Source organism: Chryseobacterium indologenes (assembly GCF_002025665.1).
GTDB lineage: Bacteria > Bacteroidota > Bacteroidia > Flavobacteriales > Weeksellaceae > Chryseobacterium > Chryseobacterium metallicongregator.
In genome coordinates, this window is the sequence record NZ_CP018786.1 from 2,123,221 (window position 1) to 2,145,374 (window position 22,154).

The 22,154-nt window shown below is 35.2% G+C and carries 22 protein-coding genes; 8 read left to right on the forward strand and 14 right to left on the reverse strand.

The features are described from left to right. Positions 1-31 precede the first annotated feature (31 nt). Complete coding sequence (locus tag BUE84_RS09600) at positions 32-460, forward strand: DoxX family protein (protein ID WP_034696730.1); 429 nt, start codon at positions 32-34, stop codon at positions 458-460. 58 nt (positions 461-518) lie between these two features. Here BUE84_RS09600 and BUE84_RS24405 read toward each other — a convergent pair whose 3' ends face one another. After that, positions 519-668: a bacteriocin-like protein gene (locus BUE84_RS24405; protein WP_156106471.1), complete on the reverse strand. Its 150-nt coding sequence runs from the start codon at positions 666-668 to the stop codon at positions 519-521. A gap of 118 nt (positions 669-786) precedes the next feature. Between BUE84_RS24405 and BUE84_RS09605 the strand changes: the two genes are divergently transcribed. Continuing rightward, positions 787-3,189, forward strand: a complete 2,403-nt coding sequence (locus tag BUE84_RS09605; protein WP_079241437.1) for a prolyl oligopeptidase family serine peptidase — start codon at positions 787-789, stop codon at positions 3,187-3,189. Between the two features lie 87 nt (positions 3,190-3,276). Here the strand turns inward: BUE84_RS09605 and BUE84_RS09610 are convergent, their stop codons facing one another. After that, positions 3,277-3,966, reverse strand: a complete 690-nt coding sequence (locus BUE84_RS09610) for an HAD family hydrolase (RefSeq protein WP_079241438.1) — start codon at positions 3,964-3,966, stop codon at positions 3,277-3,279. A gap of 76 nt (positions 3,967-4,042) precedes the next feature. Here BUE84_RS09610 and BUE84_RS09615 point away from each other — a divergent pair, with 76 nt between their 5' ends. Beyond that, positions 4,043-4,606 (forward strand): Crp/Fnr family transcriptional regulator, encoded by a 564-nt coding sequence (locus tag BUE84_RS09615; RefSeq protein ID WP_079241439.1) that lies wholly within the window; start codon positions 4,043-4,045, stop codon positions 4,604-4,606. A 486-nt stretch (positions 4,607-5,092) separates the two neighbouring features. After that, a complete protein-coding gene (locus tag BUE84_RS09620) occupies positions 5,093-5,596 on the forward strand; it encodes a GNAT family N-acetyltransferase (protein WP_079241440.1) in 504 nt (167 codons plus the stop codon). 140 nt (positions 5,597-5,736) lie between these two features. On the opposite strand, the gene BUE84_RS09625 is transcribed toward BUE84_RS09620, so the two are convergent. From BUE84_RS09625 to BUE84_RS09665, 9 genes are all read right to left on the reverse strand, one after another. Further along, positions 5,737-7,098, reverse strand: coding sequence for an MATE family efflux transporter (locus BUE84_RS09625; RefSeq protein WP_079241441.1), 1,362 nt, complete (start codon positions 7,096-7,098; stop codon positions 5,737-5,739). Positions 7,099-7,197: 99 nt separating this feature from the next. Next, positions 7,198-8,382 (reverse strand): sigma-54-dependent transcriptional regulator, encoded by a 1,185-nt coding sequence (locus BUE84_RS09630; RefSeq protein ID WP_034696726.1) that lies wholly within the window; start codon positions 8,380-8,382, stop codon positions 7,198-7,200. 56 nt (positions 8,383-8,438) lie between these two features. Further along, positions 8,439-9,098 (reverse strand): YggS family pyridoxal phosphate-dependent enzyme, encoded by a 660-nt coding sequence (locus BUE84_RS09635; protein ID WP_079241442.1) that lies wholly within the window; start codon positions 9,096-9,098, stop codon positions 8,439-8,441. 74 nt (positions 9,099-9,172) lie between these two features. Continuing rightward, complete coding sequence (locus BUE84_RS09640; protein WP_079241443.1) at positions 9,173-10,039, reverse strand: polysaccharide deacetylase family protein; 867 nt, start codon at positions 10,037-10,039, stop codon at positions 9,173-9,175. A gap of 297 nt (positions 10,040-10,336) precedes the next feature. Next, positions 10,337-11,065, reverse strand: coding sequence for a DUF72 domain-containing protein (locus BUE84_RS09645; RefSeq protein ID WP_079241444.1), 729 nt, complete (start codon positions 11,063-11,065; stop codon positions 10,337-10,339). Positions 11,066-11,069: 4 nt separating this feature from the next. Then, positions 11,070-13,931: a heavy metal translocating P-type ATPase gene (locus BUE84_RS09650; RefSeq protein WP_079241445.1), complete on the reverse strand. Its 2,862-nt coding sequence runs from the start codon at positions 13,929-13,931 to the stop codon at positions 11,070-11,072. 218 nt (positions 13,932-14,149) lie between these two features. Continuing rightward, positions 14,150-14,710, reverse strand: coding sequence for a helix-turn-helix domain-containing protein (locus BUE84_RS09655; protein WP_079241446.1), 561 nt, complete (start codon positions 14,708-14,710; stop codon positions 14,150-14,152). Then, positions 14,707-15,102 (reverse strand): acyl-CoA thioesterase, encoded by a 396-nt coding sequence (locus tag BUE84_RS09660; RefSeq protein ID WP_034696721.1) that lies wholly within the window; start codon positions 15,100-15,102, stop codon positions 14,707-14,709. The genes BUE84_RS09655 and BUE84_RS09660 overlap by 4 nt, the downstream gene beginning before the upstream one ends. A 97-nt stretch (positions 15,103-15,199) precedes the next feature. Continuing rightward, positions 15,200-15,613, reverse strand: a complete 414-nt coding sequence (locus BUE84_RS09665) for a DUF6157 family protein (RefSeq protein ID WP_079241447.1) — start codon at positions 15,611-15,613, stop codon at positions 15,200-15,202. Positions 15,614-15,980: 367 nt separating this feature from the next. Between BUE84_RS09665 and BUE84_RS09670 the strand changes: the two genes are divergently transcribed. Both BUE84_RS09670 and BUE84_RS09675 read left to right on the forward strand, forming a co-directional pair. Continuing rightward, positions 15,981-16,331: an RNA recognition motif domain-containing protein gene (locus BUE84_RS09670; RefSeq protein ID WP_034696719.1), complete on the forward strand. Its 351-nt coding sequence runs from the start codon at positions 15,981-15,983 to the stop codon at positions 16,329-16,331. 138 nt (positions 16,332-16,469) lie between these two features. Then, on the forward strand, positions 16,470-17,222 hold the full coding sequence (locus BUE84_RS09675) for a hypothetical protein (RefSeq protein WP_158521352.1): 753 nt from the start codon (positions 16,470-16,472) through the stop codon (positions 17,220-17,222). 64 nt (positions 17,223-17,286) lie between these two features. On the opposite strand, the gene BUE84_RS09680 is transcribed toward BUE84_RS09675, so the two are convergent. The 3 genes from BUE84_RS09680 to BUE84_RS09690 are packed head-to-tail and all read right to left on the reverse strand — an operon-like array spanning position 17,287 to position 20,198. Then, positions 17,287-19,071 (reverse strand): DUF4153 domain-containing protein, encoded by a 1,785-nt coding sequence (locus tag BUE84_RS09680; RefSeq protein WP_079241449.1) that lies wholly within the window; start codon positions 19,069-19,071, stop codon positions 17,287-17,289. A gap of 24 nt (positions 19,072-19,095) precedes the next feature. Further along, positions 19,096-19,587 (reverse strand): BlaI/MecI/CopY family transcriptional regulator, encoded by a 492-nt coding sequence (locus BUE84_RS09685; protein WP_079241450.1) that lies wholly within the window; start codon positions 19,585-19,587, stop codon positions 19,096-19,098. Positions 19,588-19,595: 8 nt separating this feature from the next. Continuing rightward, positions 19,596-20,198, reverse strand: coding sequence for a phosphatase PAP2 family protein (locus BUE84_RS09690; RefSeq protein WP_079241451.1), 603 nt, complete (start codon positions 20,196-20,198; stop codon positions 19,596-19,598). Between the two features lie 200 nt (positions 20,199-20,398). Between BUE84_RS09690 and BUE84_RS09695 the strand changes: the two genes are divergently transcribed. Next, positions 20,399-20,827: an NIPSNAP family protein gene (locus tag BUE84_RS09695; protein ID WP_079241452.1), complete on the forward strand. Its 429-nt coding sequence runs from the start codon at positions 20,399-20,401 to the stop codon at positions 20,825-20,827. Between the two features lie 317 nt (positions 20,828-21,144). Continuing rightward, positions 21,145-22,146 (forward strand): pyruvate dehydrogenase (acetyl-transferring) E1 component subunit alpha, encoded by a 1,002-nt coding sequence (gene pdhA, locus BUE84_RS09700; RefSeq protein WP_034696713.1) that lies wholly within the window; start codon positions 21,145-21,147, stop codon positions 22,144-22,146. Positions 22,147-22,154 lie beyond the last annotated feature (8 nt).

Below are 22,154 nucleotides of genomic sequence, written 5' to 3' on the forward strand. Positions count from 1 at the left end.
TTTTACTACCTTAGTATAAATTTTTTAGTACATGAACTATAATAATTCAAATTTCAGCTCAATACCTAAAGATATTATTTTACTGGCAGTAAGAGTGTTTGTTGGTTTTGCCATGCTTTCTCATGGTTTTCCAAAGCTTCAGATGCTATTGGCTGGTGGTAAAATAGAGTTTTTTGATTTTATGGGATTAGGACCACAGGTGTCATTGATTCTTACGGTTTTTGCTGAATTTGTATGTTCAATACTCCTGATATTAGGGCTTTTTACAAGAGTTGCTCTGGGATTTTTAATCTTTACAATGATCATTGCAGGTTTTGTAGTTCATGGAGCAGATCCATTCGAAAAAAGAGAAATGAGCCTTATCTATCTTTCTGTTTATCTTTTGCTTATGGTAATTGGAGCAGGAAAAGTTTCAGTAGATCATATGATTGAAAGAAGAAAAAGAGCTTCAGACTGGTAATCTTACAACCATACAAAATAAAGAAGGCACTTCAGAAAATGAAGTGCCTTTTCCGTTACTAATAATTGCAGTTAGGTAAGCATTCCCAGATCAGGGCTCCGTTTTCATCTCTTACTCTGCAAGCCATAAAGCCTGCATCACATAATGGAGCACTTCCTCCGTTAATCATTTTTAAATTTCCTTTTGATAATTTTTTTAAATTTTTCATATTATTTTAATTTGTAAGATAAATGTAATGAAAAAATAAATATGACACCAAAAGGAGTCTTATTTTTCAATGTTAAAATTATTTTAAAATTCACTACATTCGTAGAAAATGAATTTATATGAAGATAAAACTGACTATTTGCCTTCTGGCATTTCTCAATTTTTATGATGCACAGGAAAATATTACCTATCAGAAACCTTCTGCTGAGATTTTAAGACTCGCAGATTATGAAAGACCTCCAAGTGTTCTGATGAACAGCAAAAAAGACTGGGTTGTGTTTACGTATCGCCCTACATATAAAACATTGGAAGACCTCAGTCAGAATGAAATGAAACTTGGTGGACTTAGAATCAATCCGGTTACAAATATTTCAAGCAGCATGATCTACTCCAATAATCTGAAGATCAGAAAGCTTAATGATAAAAATGAGATTCAGGTTAAAAATTTACCTTCCAATTCAAAAATTGCCTATCTTTCGTTTTCACCGGATGAAAAGAAACTGGCTTTTACCAATACAACTGCTAAAGGGGTAGAGCTTTGGATTGTAGATATGGAAACAGCGTCCGCCAAAAAAATTACAGCAGATAATCTGAATGCTAATTTAGGAATGCCTTATATATGGTATAATGACTCTCAAAGCTTCCTGATCAGAACACTTCCACAAAACAGAGCTGCTCTTATCAATGCAAACGAAGATCTTCCGACAGGCCCGATTGTTTCAACAGCAGATGGTAAGGCTTCCCAAAACAGGACTTATCAGGATCTTTTGAAAAATCCTCAGGACGAAAAGAACTTTGAGACCCTTACTGCTTCTGAAATTTATAATGTAGATCTTACAGGAAATCTTAAGAAACTGAAAGATCAGGATATGTATGCCGGCTTAAGTTTATCTCCGGACGGAAATTACCTGTTGGCTACCGTTATTAAAAAGCCATTCTCCTATATTGTACCCCTCAGTAGATTTCCATCAACAACAATAGTGTATGATATGAAAGGAAATGCTGTAAAAACAGTAAATGACGTTCCTTTGAATGAAATCATGCCAAAAGGATTCTCCTCCGTAAGAACCGGGAAAAGAGAAATGACATGGAGAAGTGACGCTCCGGCTACTCTCACCTATGCTGAAGCTTTGGATGGAGGAGATCAGTCTAAAACAGCAGAGTACAGAGACGAGATATTTACCTGGGAAGCTCCGTTTACAGTGGCTCCGAAGTCTTTCTTCAAAACAAAGCAGAGATATAAGGACGTAACCTGGACTAATGATCATTATGCTATTGTTTCTGAAGGCTGGTATGATACAAGAAATACAAAATCTTACCTGCTGGATCTTAAAAGTGGAGAATCTAAAGTTTTCGATGACCGAAATTATCAGGATGTTTACAGTGATCCTGGAAATTTTAATACAACGAAAAACCAATATGGGAGATCTGTAATCGATATGAAAGGCGGAAAAGCCTATCTTATCGGAAATGGATTTACCAAAGATGGGCAGCACCCTTTTATTGACGAAATGGATATTAAATCATTGAAAAAGAAAAGACTTTATACCTCTGATCTTAAAAATGCCAAAGAAGGGATTGTAGATATTTTAAATCCTTCAAAAGGAGAAATTCTGACAACTCAGCAATCGCCGAGTCAATATCCGAATTATTTTAAAAAGAATATTAAATCTAATAAAGCAGAAGCCGTAACCAATTTTGCAAACCCTTTTGAAAGTATCAAAGACGTTTACAAAGAAGTGATTACTTACAAGAGAAATGATGGTGTTAGCCTAACGGGAACACTTTATTTACCTGCAAACTATGACAGAAAGGCAAAGAAAGAAAAACTACCTTTATTAATCTGGGCTTATCCTAGAGAATATAAAGATAAGGATACTGCTGGGCAGAGTACTCAAAATGATAATGACTTTACATTTCCTACATATGGCTCTTTTGTATATTGGACGGCCAAAGGGTATGCTGTTTTAGATAATGCAGCTTTCCCGATTGTAGGAGAAGGAAAAACGGAACCTAATGATACTTTTATTCCTCAGTTGGTAGCCAATGCTGCTGCTGCTATTGATGCCGTAGATCATTTAGGATATATCGACAGAAAAAAAGTGGCTGTAGGGGGACATTCTTACGGTGCATTTATGACAGCAAACCTTCTGACACATTCTAACCTTTTTGCCTGTGGAATTGCAAGAAGTGGTGCTTATAACAGAACTTTGACACCATTTGGGTTCCAGAGTGAACAGAGAAACTATTGGGATGTTCCGGAAATCTACAACACGATGTCTCCGTTCATGCATGCAGACAAAATGAAGACACCGCTTCTTTTGATTCATGGGGATGCAGATAACAATCCGGGAACATTTACATTGCAGACGGAAAGATACTTCCAGGCACTGAAAAATCTTGGAGCTCCGGTAAAAATGGTTCTTCTTCCGAAAGAAGCCCACGGATACCAGGCTAAAGAGAATATCTTCCACCTTTTATGGGAACAGGATCAGTTCCTTGAAAAGTGCCTGAAGAAATAAATAATAAAAGAGACTGTTTCCTATAAACAGTCTCTTTTTTTGATTAAAAAATATAATAAGGAAGTTGGGGACGTTACTATATCGTATTTAAAAGCGCTTCAAAATCTCATCAATACTCTTAAGCTCCATAAAATTCGGATGCTCCAGGTTTACATCATGCTGTTCATGACTCCAGGTGATATGATAAGGAATATGAGCGGCAGATCCACCGATTTCTAATACCGGCAAGACATCTGATTTGATAGAATTTCCAAGCATCAGAAAGTTTTCAGGTTGACAGTCCAGATGTTTCAAAAGCTTTTTGTAATCGTGTTCTTTTTTGTCACTCATGATTTCAATGTGATGAAAATACTCCTGTAACCCCGAATTTTTCAGTTTACGTTCCTGATCCAGCAAATCGCCCTTTGTGGCAACAACCAGTCTGTATTTTCCTTTTAAACTTTCAAGGGTTTCGGTAACGCCATCCAATAATTCTATTGGTTTCTGAAGAAGTTCCTGACCCAAATGAATAGCTTTGTTGACTAATTCCAATGACGCTGTATTATTAGAAACTCTACTTATGGTTTCAATCATACACAGCATAAATCCTTTTACTCCATAGCCGTATAAATGGAGATTCTGCATTTCTGTTGTAAACAATTCCTGTGATACCGAATGTCGTGGAAGATAATTTTCAAGAAGCATGCAGAATTCTTTTTCTGCTTCCTGAAAATAAGGTTCGTTGATCCAAAGCGTGTCATCTGCATCAAAGGCAATCGTAGTAATATGATTATTCATTTTTGTTTTGTAATTTTCTGTCCGCAAAATTCAATATAAAAACTCAATAAGAAAAGGACATTTGTCCCGGGTGAATATGTTAAGAACAAATCAGGAATTTCTAAGTTATTTTGAAAAGCTCTACCATAAGCAGGAGGGAAGAGAAGAAGTGGTATTAAAGTCTTATTCCCGGGATGAAAATGTATTGATACAGGATCAGCCGCTGTCAAAGGTTATGCTGATCAAAGAAGGTGTTGCCAAATGTTATCTCACTGAAGAAAACGGAAAAGAATATATTGTTGAATTTCTGGGAAATGGGGAAATCCTTGGAGAAGTAGAATTGATTAAGAATATCAGCTGTTTATGTGGGGTTAAAGCAGTATCTGAGGTGACTGTTTATGAAGTCAATGTTTCCTATTTCAAATCTTTGATTAAAAATGATCTTGCTCTTAACCATTTATTATTGGATTCATTTGCGGAAAGAATTATCAATACTTCCAGCAGAGCATCTTATCAACAGTTGTATACGGTAGAACATACTGTAACACAATTACTGAACATGCAGTCAAAACAGGGGATTCAGATTTCTAAAGAAGATATGGCTGCCTATCTTGGTATTACAGTGAGAAGTTTGAATAGAATCTTAAAGGATTTGAAATAATTTCGTTGACAAGCAAAAAGATGTAAAGATTTTCTCAATGCTCATTTATAATTTTTAAACATCATTCTTTTGTTGGAAAATCGCAAAGACGCAAAGTTTTATAATCCTTATTTATAATTTTAAGGCGCAAGAAAATCAAAGATTTTCAGCAAGCGATGACTATTAATTTTTCAGCAAGTTGCGGAAACTGTGCTAGCCCTTTTTTAATTAGAATTTGCTTAATTAAAAGAATCTTCAAATGATTAAAAAATAACCAGTATTCAATTTTATCGAAGATAAAATCTTTGCACCTTAAAATATTTGATCTTCAAATTCCATTGCGTCTTTGCATATATCAAAAAAAGTTTTTTTACTACTGATGTTTTGATGTGTTTTTAAGGGGTGTTTTGTTTTAAATATTAATATTTAATAATTTAAGTGTTGATTTTGATGGGGTGTTTTTGAAATTTAGTATTTTTGTGTAAAATTAAGTCGAATATTCGTCAAATGGAAAAATTAAAGTTCAGAAATGCTGAATTGGCAGATTTAAATAAAATTGTAGTCATATATAATTCAACAATAGCCTCCAGGATGGTGACTGCAGATATGGAAGAAGTTTCTGTAGAAAGCAAACTAAAATGGTTTGAGGAGCACAATTCTCAGACAAGACCACTTTGGATAGTTGAAGATGATCAGAATGAAACCGTAGGGTGGGTGAGCTTCAGTTCATTCCATGAAAGAGCGGCATACAATGGAACTGTAGAAGTAAGCATTTATCTGGATGAAACCTGCAGAGGAAAAGGATATGGAAAAACTATTCTTAAGTATTGTATTGATAACGCTGGAAAATTTGGAGTAAAAAACCTTGTAGCCCTTATTTTCCTTCATAATGAACCAAGTTTGAAGCTGTTCAGATACTTTGGATTTGAAGATTGGGGAAGTCTTCCTAATGTAGCCATTCTGGATGGTGTAGAAAGAAGTCTGAAGATTTTAGGGAAGAGGATAGATTAAATTGAGCAGATAAGCAAATAAGCTTGTGCCTATCTGTGAATTTAATTTGTGCTGTTTGTGTTTAGAAAATATGCATAGTTCTGTTGTAAATTAATGAATATAAAAAAGGCTGTCTCAAATATTGAAACAGCCTTTTATTTTTATGAATTCTGCTTAATTTTTTTTGCAGACATATTCAGGAATCGTTTCACCAGGAAAACAGCGGAGACTGTTAATCCCAGTCCAAGTGCGATCCACATTCCGAATGCACCCATTTCCAAAGTAACACACAAGAAATATCCTAAAGGAATAGTAATTACCCAATAGGCAATAAAGGTATAAATAGACGGAATTTTTACATCCTGTAGCCCTCTCAGCATTCCTAAAGCGGTCACCTGAATTCCGTCAGAAAGCTGGAATAAAGCAGCGATAATCATTAGTTTTGCAGCCAGGGTAATAACTTCGACTTCTTCTTTTTTTGTGAAGAAAGTCGGGAGTATGTTTCTGCCTAAAATAAATACCAATCCACAGATACACATGAAAATAAAGGCAATTTTCAGGTTGTTGATTCCTACCTTTCTCAGTTCCACAAAATTCTGTTCACCCAGTTTTCTGCCAATCATTACCGTAGAGGCAACACTGAACCCTACGCATAAATTGAAGGTAAATGAAGCCATGCTTAAGGCAATCTGGTGAGAAGCGATATCGTGAGCAGAAATCAGTCCACAGATAAATGCTGCTCCGGCAAAAGCGGTTACTTCAAAAAACATCTGTAAAGCCGTAGGTAATCCAAGTCTCACCATTTTATCAAACATCTGTTTTGAAAAATCCTGAATTTTTAAAGAGAAGTCTTTGATATAACGTCTTGTTCTTTTTTCTTTTACCAAAACAAAATAAAGAAAAACCACCATGAAAATTCTGGAAATCAAGGTTGCCAATGCAGATCCCTGTACGCCCATTGCCGGAATTCCCCAAAGTCCTTTGATAAAGACATAGTTTAAAGCAATATTGATGATATTGGCAATAATGGTTGCTTTGGTAACTCCAATGGTATAGGATAAACCTTCAGAAACTTCACGAAGCGTCTGAAATGCCATAATTGGTATCATGCTGACTACCATTATGCTTAAGAAGCTTACCGTATCAGGAATAATCTTGGCAGGCTGTCCGGAATGATAGAGGAGTGGCATTCCCAAAAGGAGAATGATCATCAGAATAACTCCGACAGACATATTGATAATAAAACCGTGGCTGAATACAGAATTGATTGTAGCATGATCTTCTCTGGAATGTGCTTCCGAAACCAACGGAGGGATAGCAAATGAAAAGCCTAATGCTAATACAAATATGGAGAAAAATACAGCATTTCCCAATGAAACAGATGCCAGTGCATCGGCACCCAAAAGTTGTCCGACAATAATATTATCGAATAAATTTACTGAAACTTGCCCCACCTGAGTAAGCATTACAGGCAGAGCCAAAGTCAGGCATTCTTTTGTATAATTTTTGTTTAAAAAGTTCATAATATTTTAAGATTCATATAGTTTATAATTCAAATTGGGTCAAAAAAAAATTTGCAGTGGAACACTGCAAATTTTTATATATTGTAAATAATAGCGTTATTATTTCCTTACAAAACTTGCAACGTCACCTTCAGAAACAGTGTTTCCACCAAGAATAATCAACCTCTCTACAACATTCCTTAATTCTCTGATATTTCCAGTCCATGAAAGCGCTTTTAAAGCATCAATAGCTTTATCTTCAAACTTTTTCGCAGAAGTACCGTGTTCATCAGCAATCATACCAGAAAAATGTTCAACCAATAATTTGATATCCTCTTTTCTTTCATCCAACGGTGGAACATAGATTTCAATAACAGAAAGTCTGTGGTAAAGGTCTTCTCTGAATTTTCCTTCCTCAATTTCTTTCTGCATATTTTTGTTAGTTGCTGCAATTACTCTTACATCAACTTTGATTTCTTTATCACTTCCCACAGGAGAAACTTTGCTTTCCTGTAACGCTCTCAATACTTTAGCCTGAGCAATAAGGCTCATATCTCCAATCTCATCAAGGAAGATAGTACCGCCATTAGCCTGCTCAAATTTTCCCTGCTTATCTTTAATAGCTCCTGTAAAAGACCCTTTTACGTGCCCGAAAAGTTCAGACTCAATAAGTTCAGATGGAATTGCAGCACAATTTACCTCTATCATAGGGCCTCTTGCACGCTCACTCTGATTGTGGATTGCATGAGCAACCAGCTCTTTTCCTGCACCGTTAGGTCCTGTGATCAGAACTCTGGCGTCAGAAGCAGCTACCTTTTCAATCATATCCTGAATCTTTTGAAGAGCAGGAGAGGTACCGATCATCTGGTATTTTTTACTTACTTTTCTCTTTAAAGTTTTATTTTCAGTCTGGAGATTTTTGTTTTCTTTCTTCAGGGTTTCTTTCACCAATGCATTTTTCACACTTGTAATAAGTCTGTTGATATCAATGGGTTTGGAGATAAAATCATATGCGCCCTCTTTCAAACAGGAAACAGCGGAATCAATGTCTGCATGTCCTGAGATCATGATAAAAGTAGTTTCTGGTTTTAATGCAAGACTTTGTTTCAAAAGCTCGGTTCCTGAAAGCTTAGGCATTTTAATATCAGAAATCACTAGGGCGAAATCTTCTTTTTCTACCTGTTTGTAACCTTCAAGGCCGTCTTCGGCAATAACAAATTCATAATCGGTTAGTTCATCCGAAAGAATACTGTGAAGTACTCCCGAGATTGCTTTTTCGTCTTCTACTATAAGGATTTTTTGCATAGTTGCAAATTTAAATTTTTTGTTTCAATTATTAGCAAAAACTGTACCTAAATATTCTATTTCGAGTAGTCTCTTTTCCCAAAAATGGCAGATCCAACCCTCACAGAGTTAGCTCCACACTCGATCGCTATCGGGAAATCATCACTCATTCCCATTGATAAGGTATTTAATGTTTTTAATTGATTTAATTCATCAAAAAGCTTTTTTAGGATTAAAAATTCATTTCTAATCTGCTGTTCATCATCTGTGAATGTTGCCATTCCCATTAAACCAGTCATCTCCACATTGGGAAAACTGCCTTCAATAGATTGTTGGAAAAGATTTTTCGCTTCAGAAATTTCAAGTCCGAACTTACTTTCTTCCGCCGCGATTTTTACTTGCAGAAGAACTTTAACCTTCCTGTTGTGCTTTCCTGCTTCTTTATTGATTTCTGTCAATAATTTTTCAGAATCCACACTTTGTATAGTATCTATGAAAGAAGCAATGTACTTCACTTTGTTGGTCTGTAAGTGACCAATTAGGTGCCATTGGATGTCCTGAGGGAGAAGAGGAGCTTTTTCCATCAGTTCCTGTACTTTATTCTCTCCAAAAACCTTCTGCCCGATATCATATACTTCCTGTACTGCAGAAGCCGGGTGGGTTTTTGAAACAGCAACCAGCTGAACATTTGATGGCAGCTGGTCTTTTATAGCTTTATAATTTTCTTTAATACTCATAGATGCAAATTTCCGAAAATTCCCTGACAGTTGCCAGTTATGAATACATTTTACACGGTACTTTTACTGTAAAATTAATTCAGGACCTCATTGATCTTTGGATACTGAGAGATTTTTCTGAACACAAACTTGTTGCTCTTCTGCAATTTTTCAATAAACATATCCAGTTCATTGATAGAGTCTGCATCTCTCAGATATTGGTCGTGGGTAAGGAATACCAGGTGTCTTGAAGTCTTCTCAAGGTCGTTCAGGAAAATACTGTCTACTTTCTTGATCATGGCTTCATGACTTCCTTTTAAAGTCATTTTTTGAGAAGGTCTCCATTCAAGATCCCAGCCGATAACTTTATAACCTGCTTTCTTAAGACCATCTGCTGCTGCAGTAGAACTTTTGATATCAGTTACGTTAATATTGTTGAGCCTCCAGATATTTCTTCCGGGAGTTCTTGCTATTTTATCAGTAAGCTTCAGGCTGTCTTTGGCGATATCAAAATCATGGACTACTGATTCAGTATTTTTATAAAAATCGGTGTATTTGTTATGGGCATGAGAGAAACTGTGATTGGCTAGCTCTACCAAAGGGTTTTGCTTAAGCAACAACAGATCATCCTTCTGTTTTTTACTTCCATAAGCATGTTTTCCTACCAGAAAGGCGGTTGCACAAACATTTCTTTTGTCCAGAATTTTTAAAAGATTTTCGGTTCCCTGATTGGGACCATCATCGAAGGTGAGGTAGATCACTCTTTTATCCGGGTCTACACCTTCATCGTCCATATTGGGGACTATTTCTGCGGAAGGATGTTCCTGTGAACTGACGACGGGGTCGTTATTCACTTCATTTTTAAAATTACAGCTATACAATAAAGCCGAAGTTGCACTCATCAATGCAAACATCCCTAGAAAAGTCGCATTTTTTGACTTTCCCGCAAAAATTTTTCTCATAAAGGTAATGGAATTTTAAATTGTTAAAAATCGTTAAAAATAACAATTGAAAGTTAACAAATTATATGCCATGCTGTGCAGTTATTTTTCTTTTTAAGTTTATTTTAAGAACTTTATTTTAAAGGCGATTTCCAATAAGAATTGAATTGTAATTATATGATTTTGTTTTTCTTATTTTTTAACATTTATAAATGCGAAACCAATGGTTTTTCTCTATATACATTGATGTTTTAATATTCTTCATTGAACGGAGAATTATTTTATTTTAACAAAAAAAAGATAATTTTTATAGAATCTTTATTTTAAGATGCTTTTTAAATACAGCGAATTTTTAATAGCTGCTATTCCCCAGGTATTATTGAAGAAAATAAATGAGGTTTGCGTGGTATTTTTAATCTTTTCAGCCAATGCATCCATAAAATCTTTACGATATTCTGATTTGTAAAGAACAGGTTTTCCATGAAGTCTATAATAAAGTATCTCCGAATGATTAATAATAAGGTCTTCGGGAAGATTGCCAGGAAAACTTACACCTGAGAAGACAATATTGTGCTTTTTTAAAAGATTAAATACTTCTTTTTGCCACCATGAGTTGTGTCGGAATTCAATGACATTCAGAAGTCTATGATCAATATTGTTGATGATTCGTTCTGTGTTCTCTGCGGAATTTGTAAAGGAAGGAGGAAGTTGATATAGAAATCCGGAAAGTTTATCCTTCAGATTACTTTGAATGTGATTACAGAATAGAGCAATTTCATCCTTGGAATTTTCAAGCCGGTTTTGATGGGTGATGGCTTTGGGAATTTTAATGAAGAATCTGAAATCATCAGGGGTTTCATCATACCACTTCAACAATGTTTTTGAGGTTGGTTTCCTATAAAAAGTAGAATTGATTTCTACGGCATTGAACGTTGTTGAATATAAAGAAAGAAAATCTTTACTTTGGGCATTCTCAGGATATAAAGACCCTTTCCAGTCATTATTGTAAAATCCCGAACATCCTATGTAAAGATTTTCTTTTGTCATGATATTATTTTATATCCAGATCCACGGAGTTGAGTCTCAATGAATTCAGTATCACAGACAGGGAACTGAAACTCATTGCTGCAGCTGCAATCATTGGTGATAAAAGAATTCCAAAGAATGGATACAATAATCCTGCCGCAACCGGAACTCCTAAAACATTATAAATGAAAGCAAAGAACAGGTTCTCTTTAATGTTTTTGAGAAGCTTTTCACTCAATAGTTTTGCTTTTGCAACACCTAAGATATCTCCTTTTAATAAAGTAATTTCAGCACTTTCAATCGCAACATCTGTTCCTGTTCCCATGGCAATTCCCACATCAGATTGGGCAAGGGCAGGAGAGTCATTGATCCCGTCTCCGGTCATCGCTACAATTTTACCTTGCTGTTGGAGTTTCTTTACCTCATTCAGCTTATCTTCAGGAAGACAGTTGGCTTTGAAATGTTTAATTCCTAATTCATCAGCAACAGCTTTGGCAGTATGTTCATTATCTCCTGTCATCATGATGATGTCTATTCCTTCACTCATCAACTGTTTAACAGCTTTTTTGGAGCTTTCTTTGATTTTATCTGTAAAACTTACGAATCCCAGCACCTGCTGATCCTGTGCGATATAGGAAATCGTATGGGCTTTAGACTGAACTTCTACTGCTTTCTGTTTTAAGCTGTCAGGAATCATAATCTGATGAGAGGTCAGGAGACTTTCATTTCCAAGATAAGTTGTCTTTCCGTTGATATTTCCTTTCACTCCTTTTCCTGAGATATTCTCAAACTGATCTACTTTTTCCGCCGTCAGATTCTCTTCTTTTGCTCTTTTTATTACGGCATTGGAAAGTGGGTGTTCAGAATTTTGATTCAAAGAAAAAGCCAGTTTTAAAATCTGATGCTGATCTCCGTTTATTGTTTCAATATGCTCTACTGAAGGTTTTCCTTCTGTTAAAGTTCCTGTTTTATCGGTAATCAAAACATTTACTTTATTCATCTGCTCAAGTGCTTCTGCATTTTTGATAAGGATTCCGTTTTTAGCACCTTTCCCGATTCCTACCATTAAGGACATCGGAGTTGCCAGCCCAAGAGCACAAGGACAAGCCACAATTAAAACGGCAACCGCATTTACGAAAGCAAATAAAGTTCTTTTTCCTTCCGGACCGAAAAACTGCCACAGTACAAAAGTAAGTACTGCAATAACAATTACCACAGGGACAAATACTTTTGATACTTTATCTGTAAGTTTCTGGATTGGAGCTTTGCTGCGGCTGGCTTCATTAACCATTTTAATAATTTGGGAAAGCAAGGTTTCATCACCTACCTTTTCTGCCTTCATAATAAATACCTGATTACCATTGATTGTGCCGGAAGATACTTTATCGTCTACATTTTTTTCAACAGGAATGGGTTCTCCGGTGATCATGCTTTCGTCAACAATAGAATTACCTTCGGTGATTTTTCCATCTACGGGAATTTTTTCACCAGGTTTTACTTTTAATAAGTCGCCTATTTTTACCTGAGAAAGCAGAACTTTCTTTTCTTCACCATTTACCATAAGGTTGGCTTCATCCGGTGAAAGGTTCATTAATTCTTTGATGGCATTTCCTGTTTTTTTATGAGCCGCTGCTTCCATCAGCTGACCTAAAATGACAAGGGTTAAAATCACACAGACTGCTTCAAAATACAACGGGATTTCATGATTATGTCCACGAATTTCATGTGGAATAATGTCTGGAAATATCAGAGCTACAATACTGAAAATAAAGGCTGCAGCCACTCCCAGTGCAATAAGACTGAACATATTGAGGTTCCATGTTTTAAAGGAAACCCAGCCTCTTTTCAATAGAAACCATCCTGAATAAAACATCACCGGAAGTGTTAAAGCAAGTTCGATAAATCCTTGAATCTGATGAGAGAAAGGGAAGTTGATCAACATTCCTCCCATTGAAAGAATGAAAACCGGAATAGTAAACGCCAGTGAAGTAATGAATTTTCTTTTTAATATAGTGTAGGTTTCATCTTCATCATCATCACTGCTGTCGGGCATTCTTATGAGATCCATTCCGCAGATCGGACAGTCTCCCGGTTCGTCACGAATGATTTCCGGGTGCATAGGACAGGTATATTTTGCGGTTTTCTTTTCAGGATATTTTACAAGATCCATTCCGCAAACCGGACATCCTACATTGGAGTCATAGGTTTTATCACCTTCACAATACATCGGACAGTAATATCTGCCTGCCATTTCATCAGTTACTTTAGGGGTTTCATGACTATGGCTGTGGTGGTGATCATGATGACTGTGAGAATGAGAATGATGCTGGTGAGAATTTGCTTTTTGGGCAAGTTCTTCCGTAATCGGTTCTAAATCCATATGACAAACAGGGCAACTGCCTTTTTCATCATATACTTTATCCCCTTCGCAAAACATCGGACAATAATGCTTCCCGGTACTATCTTTAAAGTTTTCAGGAAGGTTGGTTGATGAATAGGTTGGTTGATGATTAGGATCTTTAGCAAGCTTTTCTTCAATAGGAACCAGATACATTTTGCAGACAGGACATCTTTCGCCCTGTTTGAAATATACTTTATCTCCTTCACATTCCATTGGACAATAGTATACCGAAGACGGAGATACACGGTCCTGAGGTTTTATGAATGCTGTCTCAGGATGATTGGGATCTTCAAGTCTGTATTTTCCTATTTCTGCCAGGGCATCATTTAATGCCGAAAGTGTCACACCATAATCAGAAGTGATGGTTGCGGTATGAGTTTCCAGATTAACATCGGCTTTAACACCATCAACACTGTTCAGTTGATTGGAAATTTTTTTCTGGCAGCCGGAACAGGTCATTCCGAGTATTTTATACTGTTGTTCCATGATTCTTAAATTTATAGTACAAATTTCCAAAATGGAAACCTAAGGTTGTTATAAATTTAAGGATAATAGTTATAAAATTAGGTGGAGTGAAAGAGTTTGAGAGTAGGAGAGTATAAGAGTAAGAGGGTTTGAGAGTTGTAGGGTGGGAGCGTTTGAGCGTTTGTAAGTGAAATAGGAATGTTTAACTTCTTCACCCCTAAACGCTCAAACACTCAAACTTATAGATTGTCAAGCGCTTTGCGATTGTGTTCTTTGAGTTTTTTGAATTCAGTAGGAGTGAATCCGGTTATATTCCTGAACTGGGAAGAAAGATGCTGTACACTTTTATAACCAAGCTTTCCTGCAATTTCAGTAAGATTGAATTCGTTGTATAAAAGAAGTTCTTTTACCTTTTCTATTTTCTGAAGAATGAAGAATTGCTCTAATGTGATATTTTCGTTTTGAGAAAATGTTTTGGAAAGAGCACTGTAATCCTTGTGAAGTTTTGAACTTAAAAATTCGGAAAGCAGGAAGTCTTCCGAGATATCAAGGTCGCTTATTTTTACAATAATCAGGTTTTTGATTTTTTCCACAGTCTGATGAGCAGAATCCATAATCCTTTCAAAACCTGTATCAAGCAGTTCTTTTTCTATGATCTGCATTTTTTCAGGAGAAACATCAGCTTCCGTTTCTACTTCTCCCAGTAAGATATTAGCTGTTTTTATATCTGCATTACGGAAAATATTTTCTACTGCAGCAATGCATCTGTTGCAGACCATATTCTTTATGAAAATCTTCATAGGCTGTTGTTTAACCTGTCTTTTACGAATTCTATCTGGGTTTTGCCATGAGGAGCAGGATTGCCTTCTTCGTTAAGGTTTACCATAACAATTCTTTCTACAGTAATGATGGTTTGATGAGTCATTTTATTTCTTACATCACATCTTAAAGTAATAGAAGAGGATCCGAAATGAGTAGCTTCAATTCCTATTTCTATAATATCTCCTTGTTTGGCTGAGCTGACAAAGTTGATTTCAGAAATAAATTTTGTGACTACTTTTGTGTTTTCTAATTGAATAATAGCATAAAGTGCAGCTTCTTCATCAATCCATTGAAGAAGTCTTCCTCCGAAAAGTGAATGATTGGGGTTTAAGTCTTCGGGTTTCACCCATTTTCTGGTATGGTAGTTCATATCTTTTAATAATTTGCAGTACAAATTTAGTGTTAAAAGCTGATCTTTTCAAAAGAATAGTATTTATTGATCTGAAAAGAATCATTCATTTTCTCAATCATTTTCTTTTGGAACGCATGGCTTTCGTTTTTGCTATGGAAGAATCATTCAGCAATATTTGATATTCTTCACTTTCTATGGTAATCAGGGCGACTTTTCCTTCCTGATTATGATGAAATCCAAATCCATATTTTTTCGCCAAAGGAGAACACCGCAGACAAGGTTGGCCTTTGGAAAAGAACTTTTCCCTTTCATCCTCTTTCTCGTTTTCTGAAATTTCATTTTTAATGGCATAGCATTCAAAAATTAGATCATCAGAAGAATATTGATAAGGACTTTTTATAAGTTTCTCATATTGGAGATTAGCGAGTGTTTTTTCCTTTTTTTCCGGAGGAATCTGTGCACGGAAAACAGGACAATCTTCGGCAGCTTCAATGAGTGTGTTGGTATAATTTGTGGTGTATAGTTTCATATTTAGGTTCAGGTTTTAAAATTTTATTAAGAATAGGGCGGTAAGGAAACTGATAAATAGAATGTTGTATGTCATATTAACTTGATTTTGAGGGCTCAACGTTAGTATTTGTTTTAAATCTTTAACTAATTTTATAATAAAATTTATTTTTATCTAATTAATTGATTTTTAATTAATTACGCTTGTTTTGTATGCTTTTTTTGTTTTTAGATTCAACATAATGTGAGAAATATTTAAAAAAAGCTTTGATTTGAAATTTTTAATTGTATCTTGCATACGTTTATATTTGGAATCAATATTTGTTCATTAATTTATGTTGTTTTTCTTTTATATACCAAATTTTTATTAATTTTTTAATTTATTTAAAATGAACATTTTTGTTTCAAACATCAATTACGCAACTAAAGAGTATGAGTTGCACGATCTATTCGCAGAATTTGGTGATGTATCATCAGCTAAAATCGTTACAGACAGAGAAACTGGTCGTTCCAGAGGTTTCGGTTTCGTAGAAATGGGTGATGAAGAAGGAAAGCAAGCTATTGAAGCTCTTAACCAAAAAGAATTTAACGGAAAAACTCTAAACGTATCTGAAGCTAAGCCAAGAGAAGAGAAGCCAAGAAGAAGCTTCGATAACAACAGAGGTGGAGGTTATGGTAACAACAACAATAGAGGCGGAGGCTATGGTAACAACCGTGGCGGAGGCGGAAATCGTTGGTAAAAATATGAAGCGGCTTTTAAGCCGCTTTTTTTATGGAATTTAATTTCCAGTAAATCATTTAATTATAACTTGGGTTGAAATATTATGATGTTTTGGCATAATTTTAGAAAATTATCAATCAATCAAAAAGTAATTATAATGAAAAAACATTTATTAGTCGTAATGATGGTGTTTGGTGGATTATTAATTAATGCACAAAACATTTATACTGGGCAGAACATAGAACAAAACAGAAAATACTGGGCAAGTAACAACCGATACTATTTGACCTTTCAGAATGATGGTAATCTGGTTTTATATAACAGAGCCGGAGTTGCAATGTGGGATACAGGAACAAATAATAGAGGAGTGAGAGCTGTTTTTCAGGATGACGGGAACTTAGTAGTTTATACTCCCGGAAATGGGGTGGCTTTTAGTTCTAATACTAATGGAAGAAGAGCTGAAAGATTAACTATTCAGGATGACGGGAATCTTGTCATTTATAATGGTTCCAATCCGCTATGGGCCTCAAAAAGCGATTTGAAAAATAGTGGAAGAGACAATGGCTTTGGCCGTGGAAATGGGAATATAAGTACTGGGTACAAATTCCGTAAAGGAACAAAAGTATTCTCTCCTAATGGCAGCTATTATTTGACTTTCCAAAATGACGGAAATCTGGTTTTATCCTATGATAACGGAGATTCTATCTGGGCATCCGGAACAGATAATAAAGGAAGCAGAGCGGAGTTCCAGGCAGATGGAAATCTTGTTGTTTATGATTCTTACAATAAAGCAGTATGGAGCTCAAATACTTCCCGCAGAGGAGCCAACAAGCTTTCTGTGCAAAATGACGGAAACTTAGTAGTTTATAACGATTATACTCCATTGTGGAGTTCAGGAACTAATAGATAACAAACTATTTAGATAAAATAAAAAGAGACTATCCACAAGGTAGTCTCTTTTTTTATTTTAATGCTTATTTTAATTTGATAAGGATGTAAACATTTTCGTAATAAATACTGGCAGTGTCATTGTCAGAATACTTTTCTCTTGTAATTTCACTGAAAATAAGTTTAACGTGATACTTTCCTAAATCAGATTCCATAGCAATTTCGGGGATTACTACATTTCCTTTCTTGTTTTTATTTTTCTCAAATAATTTAATAATCTGTGGTCCGAAGTCTACTTCTTCTTTAGAATTTAAACTTAATTTTAACGAGGATTCTTCTGTCAGCTGATCTGTCAGCTCAAACTGGTCATCATTCAGTTTTTGAGGATCTCTGCTATAACGATGGAAAGAAATTAAATACTGATAATTCCCGAGTTCTACAGCCTGTTCTTCACGAACAAGAACGATTCTGTTCATTTCATATGCTCTGTTTTTTGCGGTGACATTCACATCTGAGAACTTACTCTGAATGTCGTAATTGATACTATAAAATGTACCTTTTTCAATATTATCTGCTAATTCAGCCTGATCTTTTTCGTTCAGGAGAGCTGATAGGAATTCACTTTGCCTTCTTTCAGCCAGAAATTCAAATTTATCAGCAATTTCATTACGAACAGTATCAGTAACTTTTTTCTGAAAATTTATCTTGCCGGCACTCATTAGCTGATGCTGGTTTAAAATATTCATCAATTCTGTTTTCTGACTTCTCTTAGCTACACTGAATGCATTAAGGTAAGGGAAAATCAATGCAAAAGCGCCAAATAAAAATAAGCTGACAGGAATGAACTTTATCGTAGCTTTTTTGTTGAAAATAAAGTAGACAACAATGCTTAACAGCCATAGAGCAAGCAGGAGAACGAAATACCTAGGTTCTGTATATCCATATTCTAAAATTCTGGTAAAAATAGCCGTGAAAAGCAGAATAATCAAAGGAACAATGGTATAATAGAATGCTTTTGAAAATATTCTGACCCAGGATTTTGCGTTTTCTTCTTTTAACGGGTGAACCAGAAGTAATGCAAGGATACCCACAATGCTATAGGCTAAAACAAGGTAAGAAACCCAGCCTCTTGGAAGCTGCCAGTTGATTAATATTTTAACAGAATAGAAATAAAGAATTGTTACATAGATAAGGAGTAACGGAATTAAAATAAACTGAGTGAAAAACTTCAAAACAACAGGGTAGGTGCCGTCTTTTTCAAGGTTATTTAATCCTTTATCATTAAATAAAAGGAAAATAAAACTGCTTCCAAAAATAGAGAGAACAAAGAATGTATCTCTGTAAATTCTGTCATGGAAGTTAAAGTCAAAAAGTTTGTCAACGGCTAAGATTGCTAATTCCATACCGCCTGTCAGAACTCCAGTAAATACGGCAGTGAGAAAGATATTGATAAAAAGATTTTTGTTGTACTGCCAGAATCTTAGCTCTCTGTCTTTCTCCAGAAACGGAACAAATGATACCAGTAGATGGGAGAGAAGAGCTGTAACAGCAATGATATAAGCATAGACTTCTGTAAAACTGTTTTTTTTATCAGGCAGAATGTAATAAAAACCTATAAGGAAAATTATACCGGATACGTGTAGTAGTAATTCTTTCCCGATTCTCTGTGACAACATTTTTAGTGCAAACATCAGAGAAATTCCGAGGCAGGAACAAATGGTGAACTTAATATAAGAAGTAATTTCACTACGCTCCGTTTCCACAATGCATATGGTGCCAATAGCAGCTAATAAAGCCATTGCCAAAATCATTGGATATCGAAAAATGACTTCATTGGCCCGGCTTAGAGTTTCCTGGAATTTTGTTTTCATGATTTGGTGTTTTTAAGGTTTAGATTAATCTTTTTTCTTTTTTTTCTTTTTATCCTTATCCTTGTCTTTTTCTTTTCCTTTGGTCTTCTTTTCTTTTTTAGGATTCAGGATTTCTTCAGCTACTTCAAACTTAGGTTCTTCGATTTTGGCTGGCTTTATCTCGATTTTAAGATCAAAATAACCTTTCATATCTTCCTGGGAGATTAATTTTTCACTTAACAGGAGCTCCAGAATTTCCTTCCCTGAATTATTAAAAAAGTTATGTGAAAGCTCTTTTAACAGGAATTTTTTATATTCTTCTAAAGGAACAAGCACGCTGTATTTGAAGATTCTTCCTTCTTTTACAGTGGAGAGATAACCTTTTTCAACTAATATTTTCAAATAAGTGGAAACCGTGTTCTGGTGTGGTTTCGGTTCCGGATGCTGCTCCATAACGTCCTTCAGATAGAAAGATTCCATTCTCCAAAACAGCTTCATAAAGTTTTCTTCTGCGGCAGTAAGATGATTTATTTTCATAGAGTATTCTAATGTTGAAATTGAATATTGCAATAAAGATAGATAAAAGATACCAGAAAAGCTATTCCAGCCCCCATAAATACTTCTTTTACGGTATGTCTTTTTAAAATAATACGGGTGATTCCGACTAAAATAGCGATTCCCAGCCACGCAAGACCCATTTTACAGTCAAGTGAGAAAAAGAGCGCTGCTACAAATACATTGAACGCTGTATGCATTGAGCTTTTTATAAAAAGATTGCTGATCTGAAGAGCGAAAAGAAGCACCAGGATAAATAGCATGACAAGATCTATATATCCGTTTCTGATATAATTAAAAAGAAGATAGGCGATCACACAGACTGCAATAAATATATATAACGTTTTCCTTTGGACACGGTTGGAAACATCCATATTGGTATATCTTCCCGTCTTTACATTCCACACCAGCCATATCACAACCGGGATAATGATCATTAATAATACAGGAAGAAAATAAAGGATAGAATCTTTAAGGGAATATTCTCTGATGCTCATATAGATAAAGAAAATGATCAGAGAGACCAAAGGATTAAAAAAATCAGAGATGACTTTTGAAATTTTGTGTAATAATGAAGATTGTTTTTCTTCCATAATCAAGTTTAAAAACCAAATATACTATTATAACCTCAAAAATCAAATGAAAACCATGAGATGGAATAGTTGATTTAATGGGTAAGTTGTTTGATTACCAGTTGATTTTAATGGAGTGAAATATTTTTGCGTCTTTAAATTAGTATTAAGTTTTGCAAGAAATGTTTAATTTTAATTGATCTGTTTTAATCATTATTATCATGAAATATCTATTCACATACTTATTTATATTATCAGGTTATTTAGTTTTTGGACAAAAGGTTTCAGGGGAAAATATTTCTACACCACAACCTGTCCATCAATTAAGAATCTATGAAATTCCAAAAGAAAATAAACAGGTTTTTCTGGATCGCTTCAGAGATCATGCCTTGAGAATCATGAAGAAATATGGATTTACCATTGTGTCGATCTGGGAATCGGAATTCAATGAAAAAACAGAATTTGTTTACCTGCTTGAGTGGAAAGATGAACATGCAATGAAAATGGCGTGGGAAGGATTTATGACAGATAAAGAATGGAAGGAAATTAAAGCCAGAACGGCAAAACAATATGGTAATTTCGTCAATGAAATTGAAGACAGAAGCCTGAAACTTACAGATTTTTCCCCCGAAAAGAAGTTGTTGAAATAACCAAAATATATATTAACAATAATTAAAGAGGAATGAAATAGGAGAACGAAATATAAAGAATCCTAATGTTTCCGAATTATATGTTGTTTCGGGAAAGTCTTATGGATAGGATGATTTCTAAGATTTGACGAAAAGAATGTAACGGATAAAACGTAGCTTTATCACTCTTCCAGGGGGTCGGAAATTAAGAATAATCCATACAGCCCGCAAATAGATTTTGCAGAAAAATCGAAAAGTTATCTATGTATAGAATAAAAACAAAGTTTTTTTCATAATTTTGCTCAACTATTTCATCATAAAAAAGCAAGAGCTAACACATGAAAGAATTTTCTAAAGAGGTATACCTGAAGTGGTATGAAGATATGACAATGTGGAGAAGGTTTGAAGACAAATGCCGTTCTCTTTACCTAAAACAAAAGATCAGAGGATTTTTACATTTGTATAACGGTCAGGAAGCTATCCCTGCCGGGTTTACACATGCAATGGATCTTACAAAGGATAGCATGATTACTGCTTACAGATGTCACATCCATCCAATGGCGATGGGAGTAGATCCTAAAAGAATCATGGCGGAACTTTGTGGTAAAGCTACCGGAACATCCGGAGGTATGGGTGGATCTATGCACATTTTCAGTAAAGAACACCGTTTTTACGGAGGACATGGTATCGTTGGAGGACAAATTCCATTAGGTGCAGGTATTGCTTTTGCAGATAAATATTTCGACAGAAAAGCAGTAAACATCTGTTTCTTTGGTGATGGTGCTGCAAGACAAGGTTCTTTACATGAGACCTTCAACATGGCAATGAACTGGAAACTTCCTGTAGTATTTGTTGTAGAAAACAACCAATATGCAATGGGTACTTCTGTAAAAAGAACAGCCAACCACGAAGATATCTATAAATTAGGATTAGGATACGAAATGCCTTGTCTTGCTGTAGATGCAATGGATCCTGAAAAAGTGGCAGAAGCGGCTTACGAAGCTATTGAAAGAGCAAGAAGAGGAGACGGACCTACTTTCATTGAAGCAAGAACTTACCGTTACAGAGGACATTCTATGTCTGATGCCGAGCCATATAGATCTAAAGAAGAAGTAGCTCTTCATAAAAATGATGACCCAATCGAATTGATAAAACATAGAATTTTAGAAAACGGATGGGCTACAGAAGCAGAACTGGAAGTTATGGATAACAAGTCCAGAGACTTTGTTGAAGAGTGTATCGAATTTATGGAAAACTCTCCGTATCCGGATGCAGAAAAAATCTATGAGTATGTATATGCTCAGGAAGATTATCCATTCTTAGACAAATTAGAAAACTAAAAGATAAT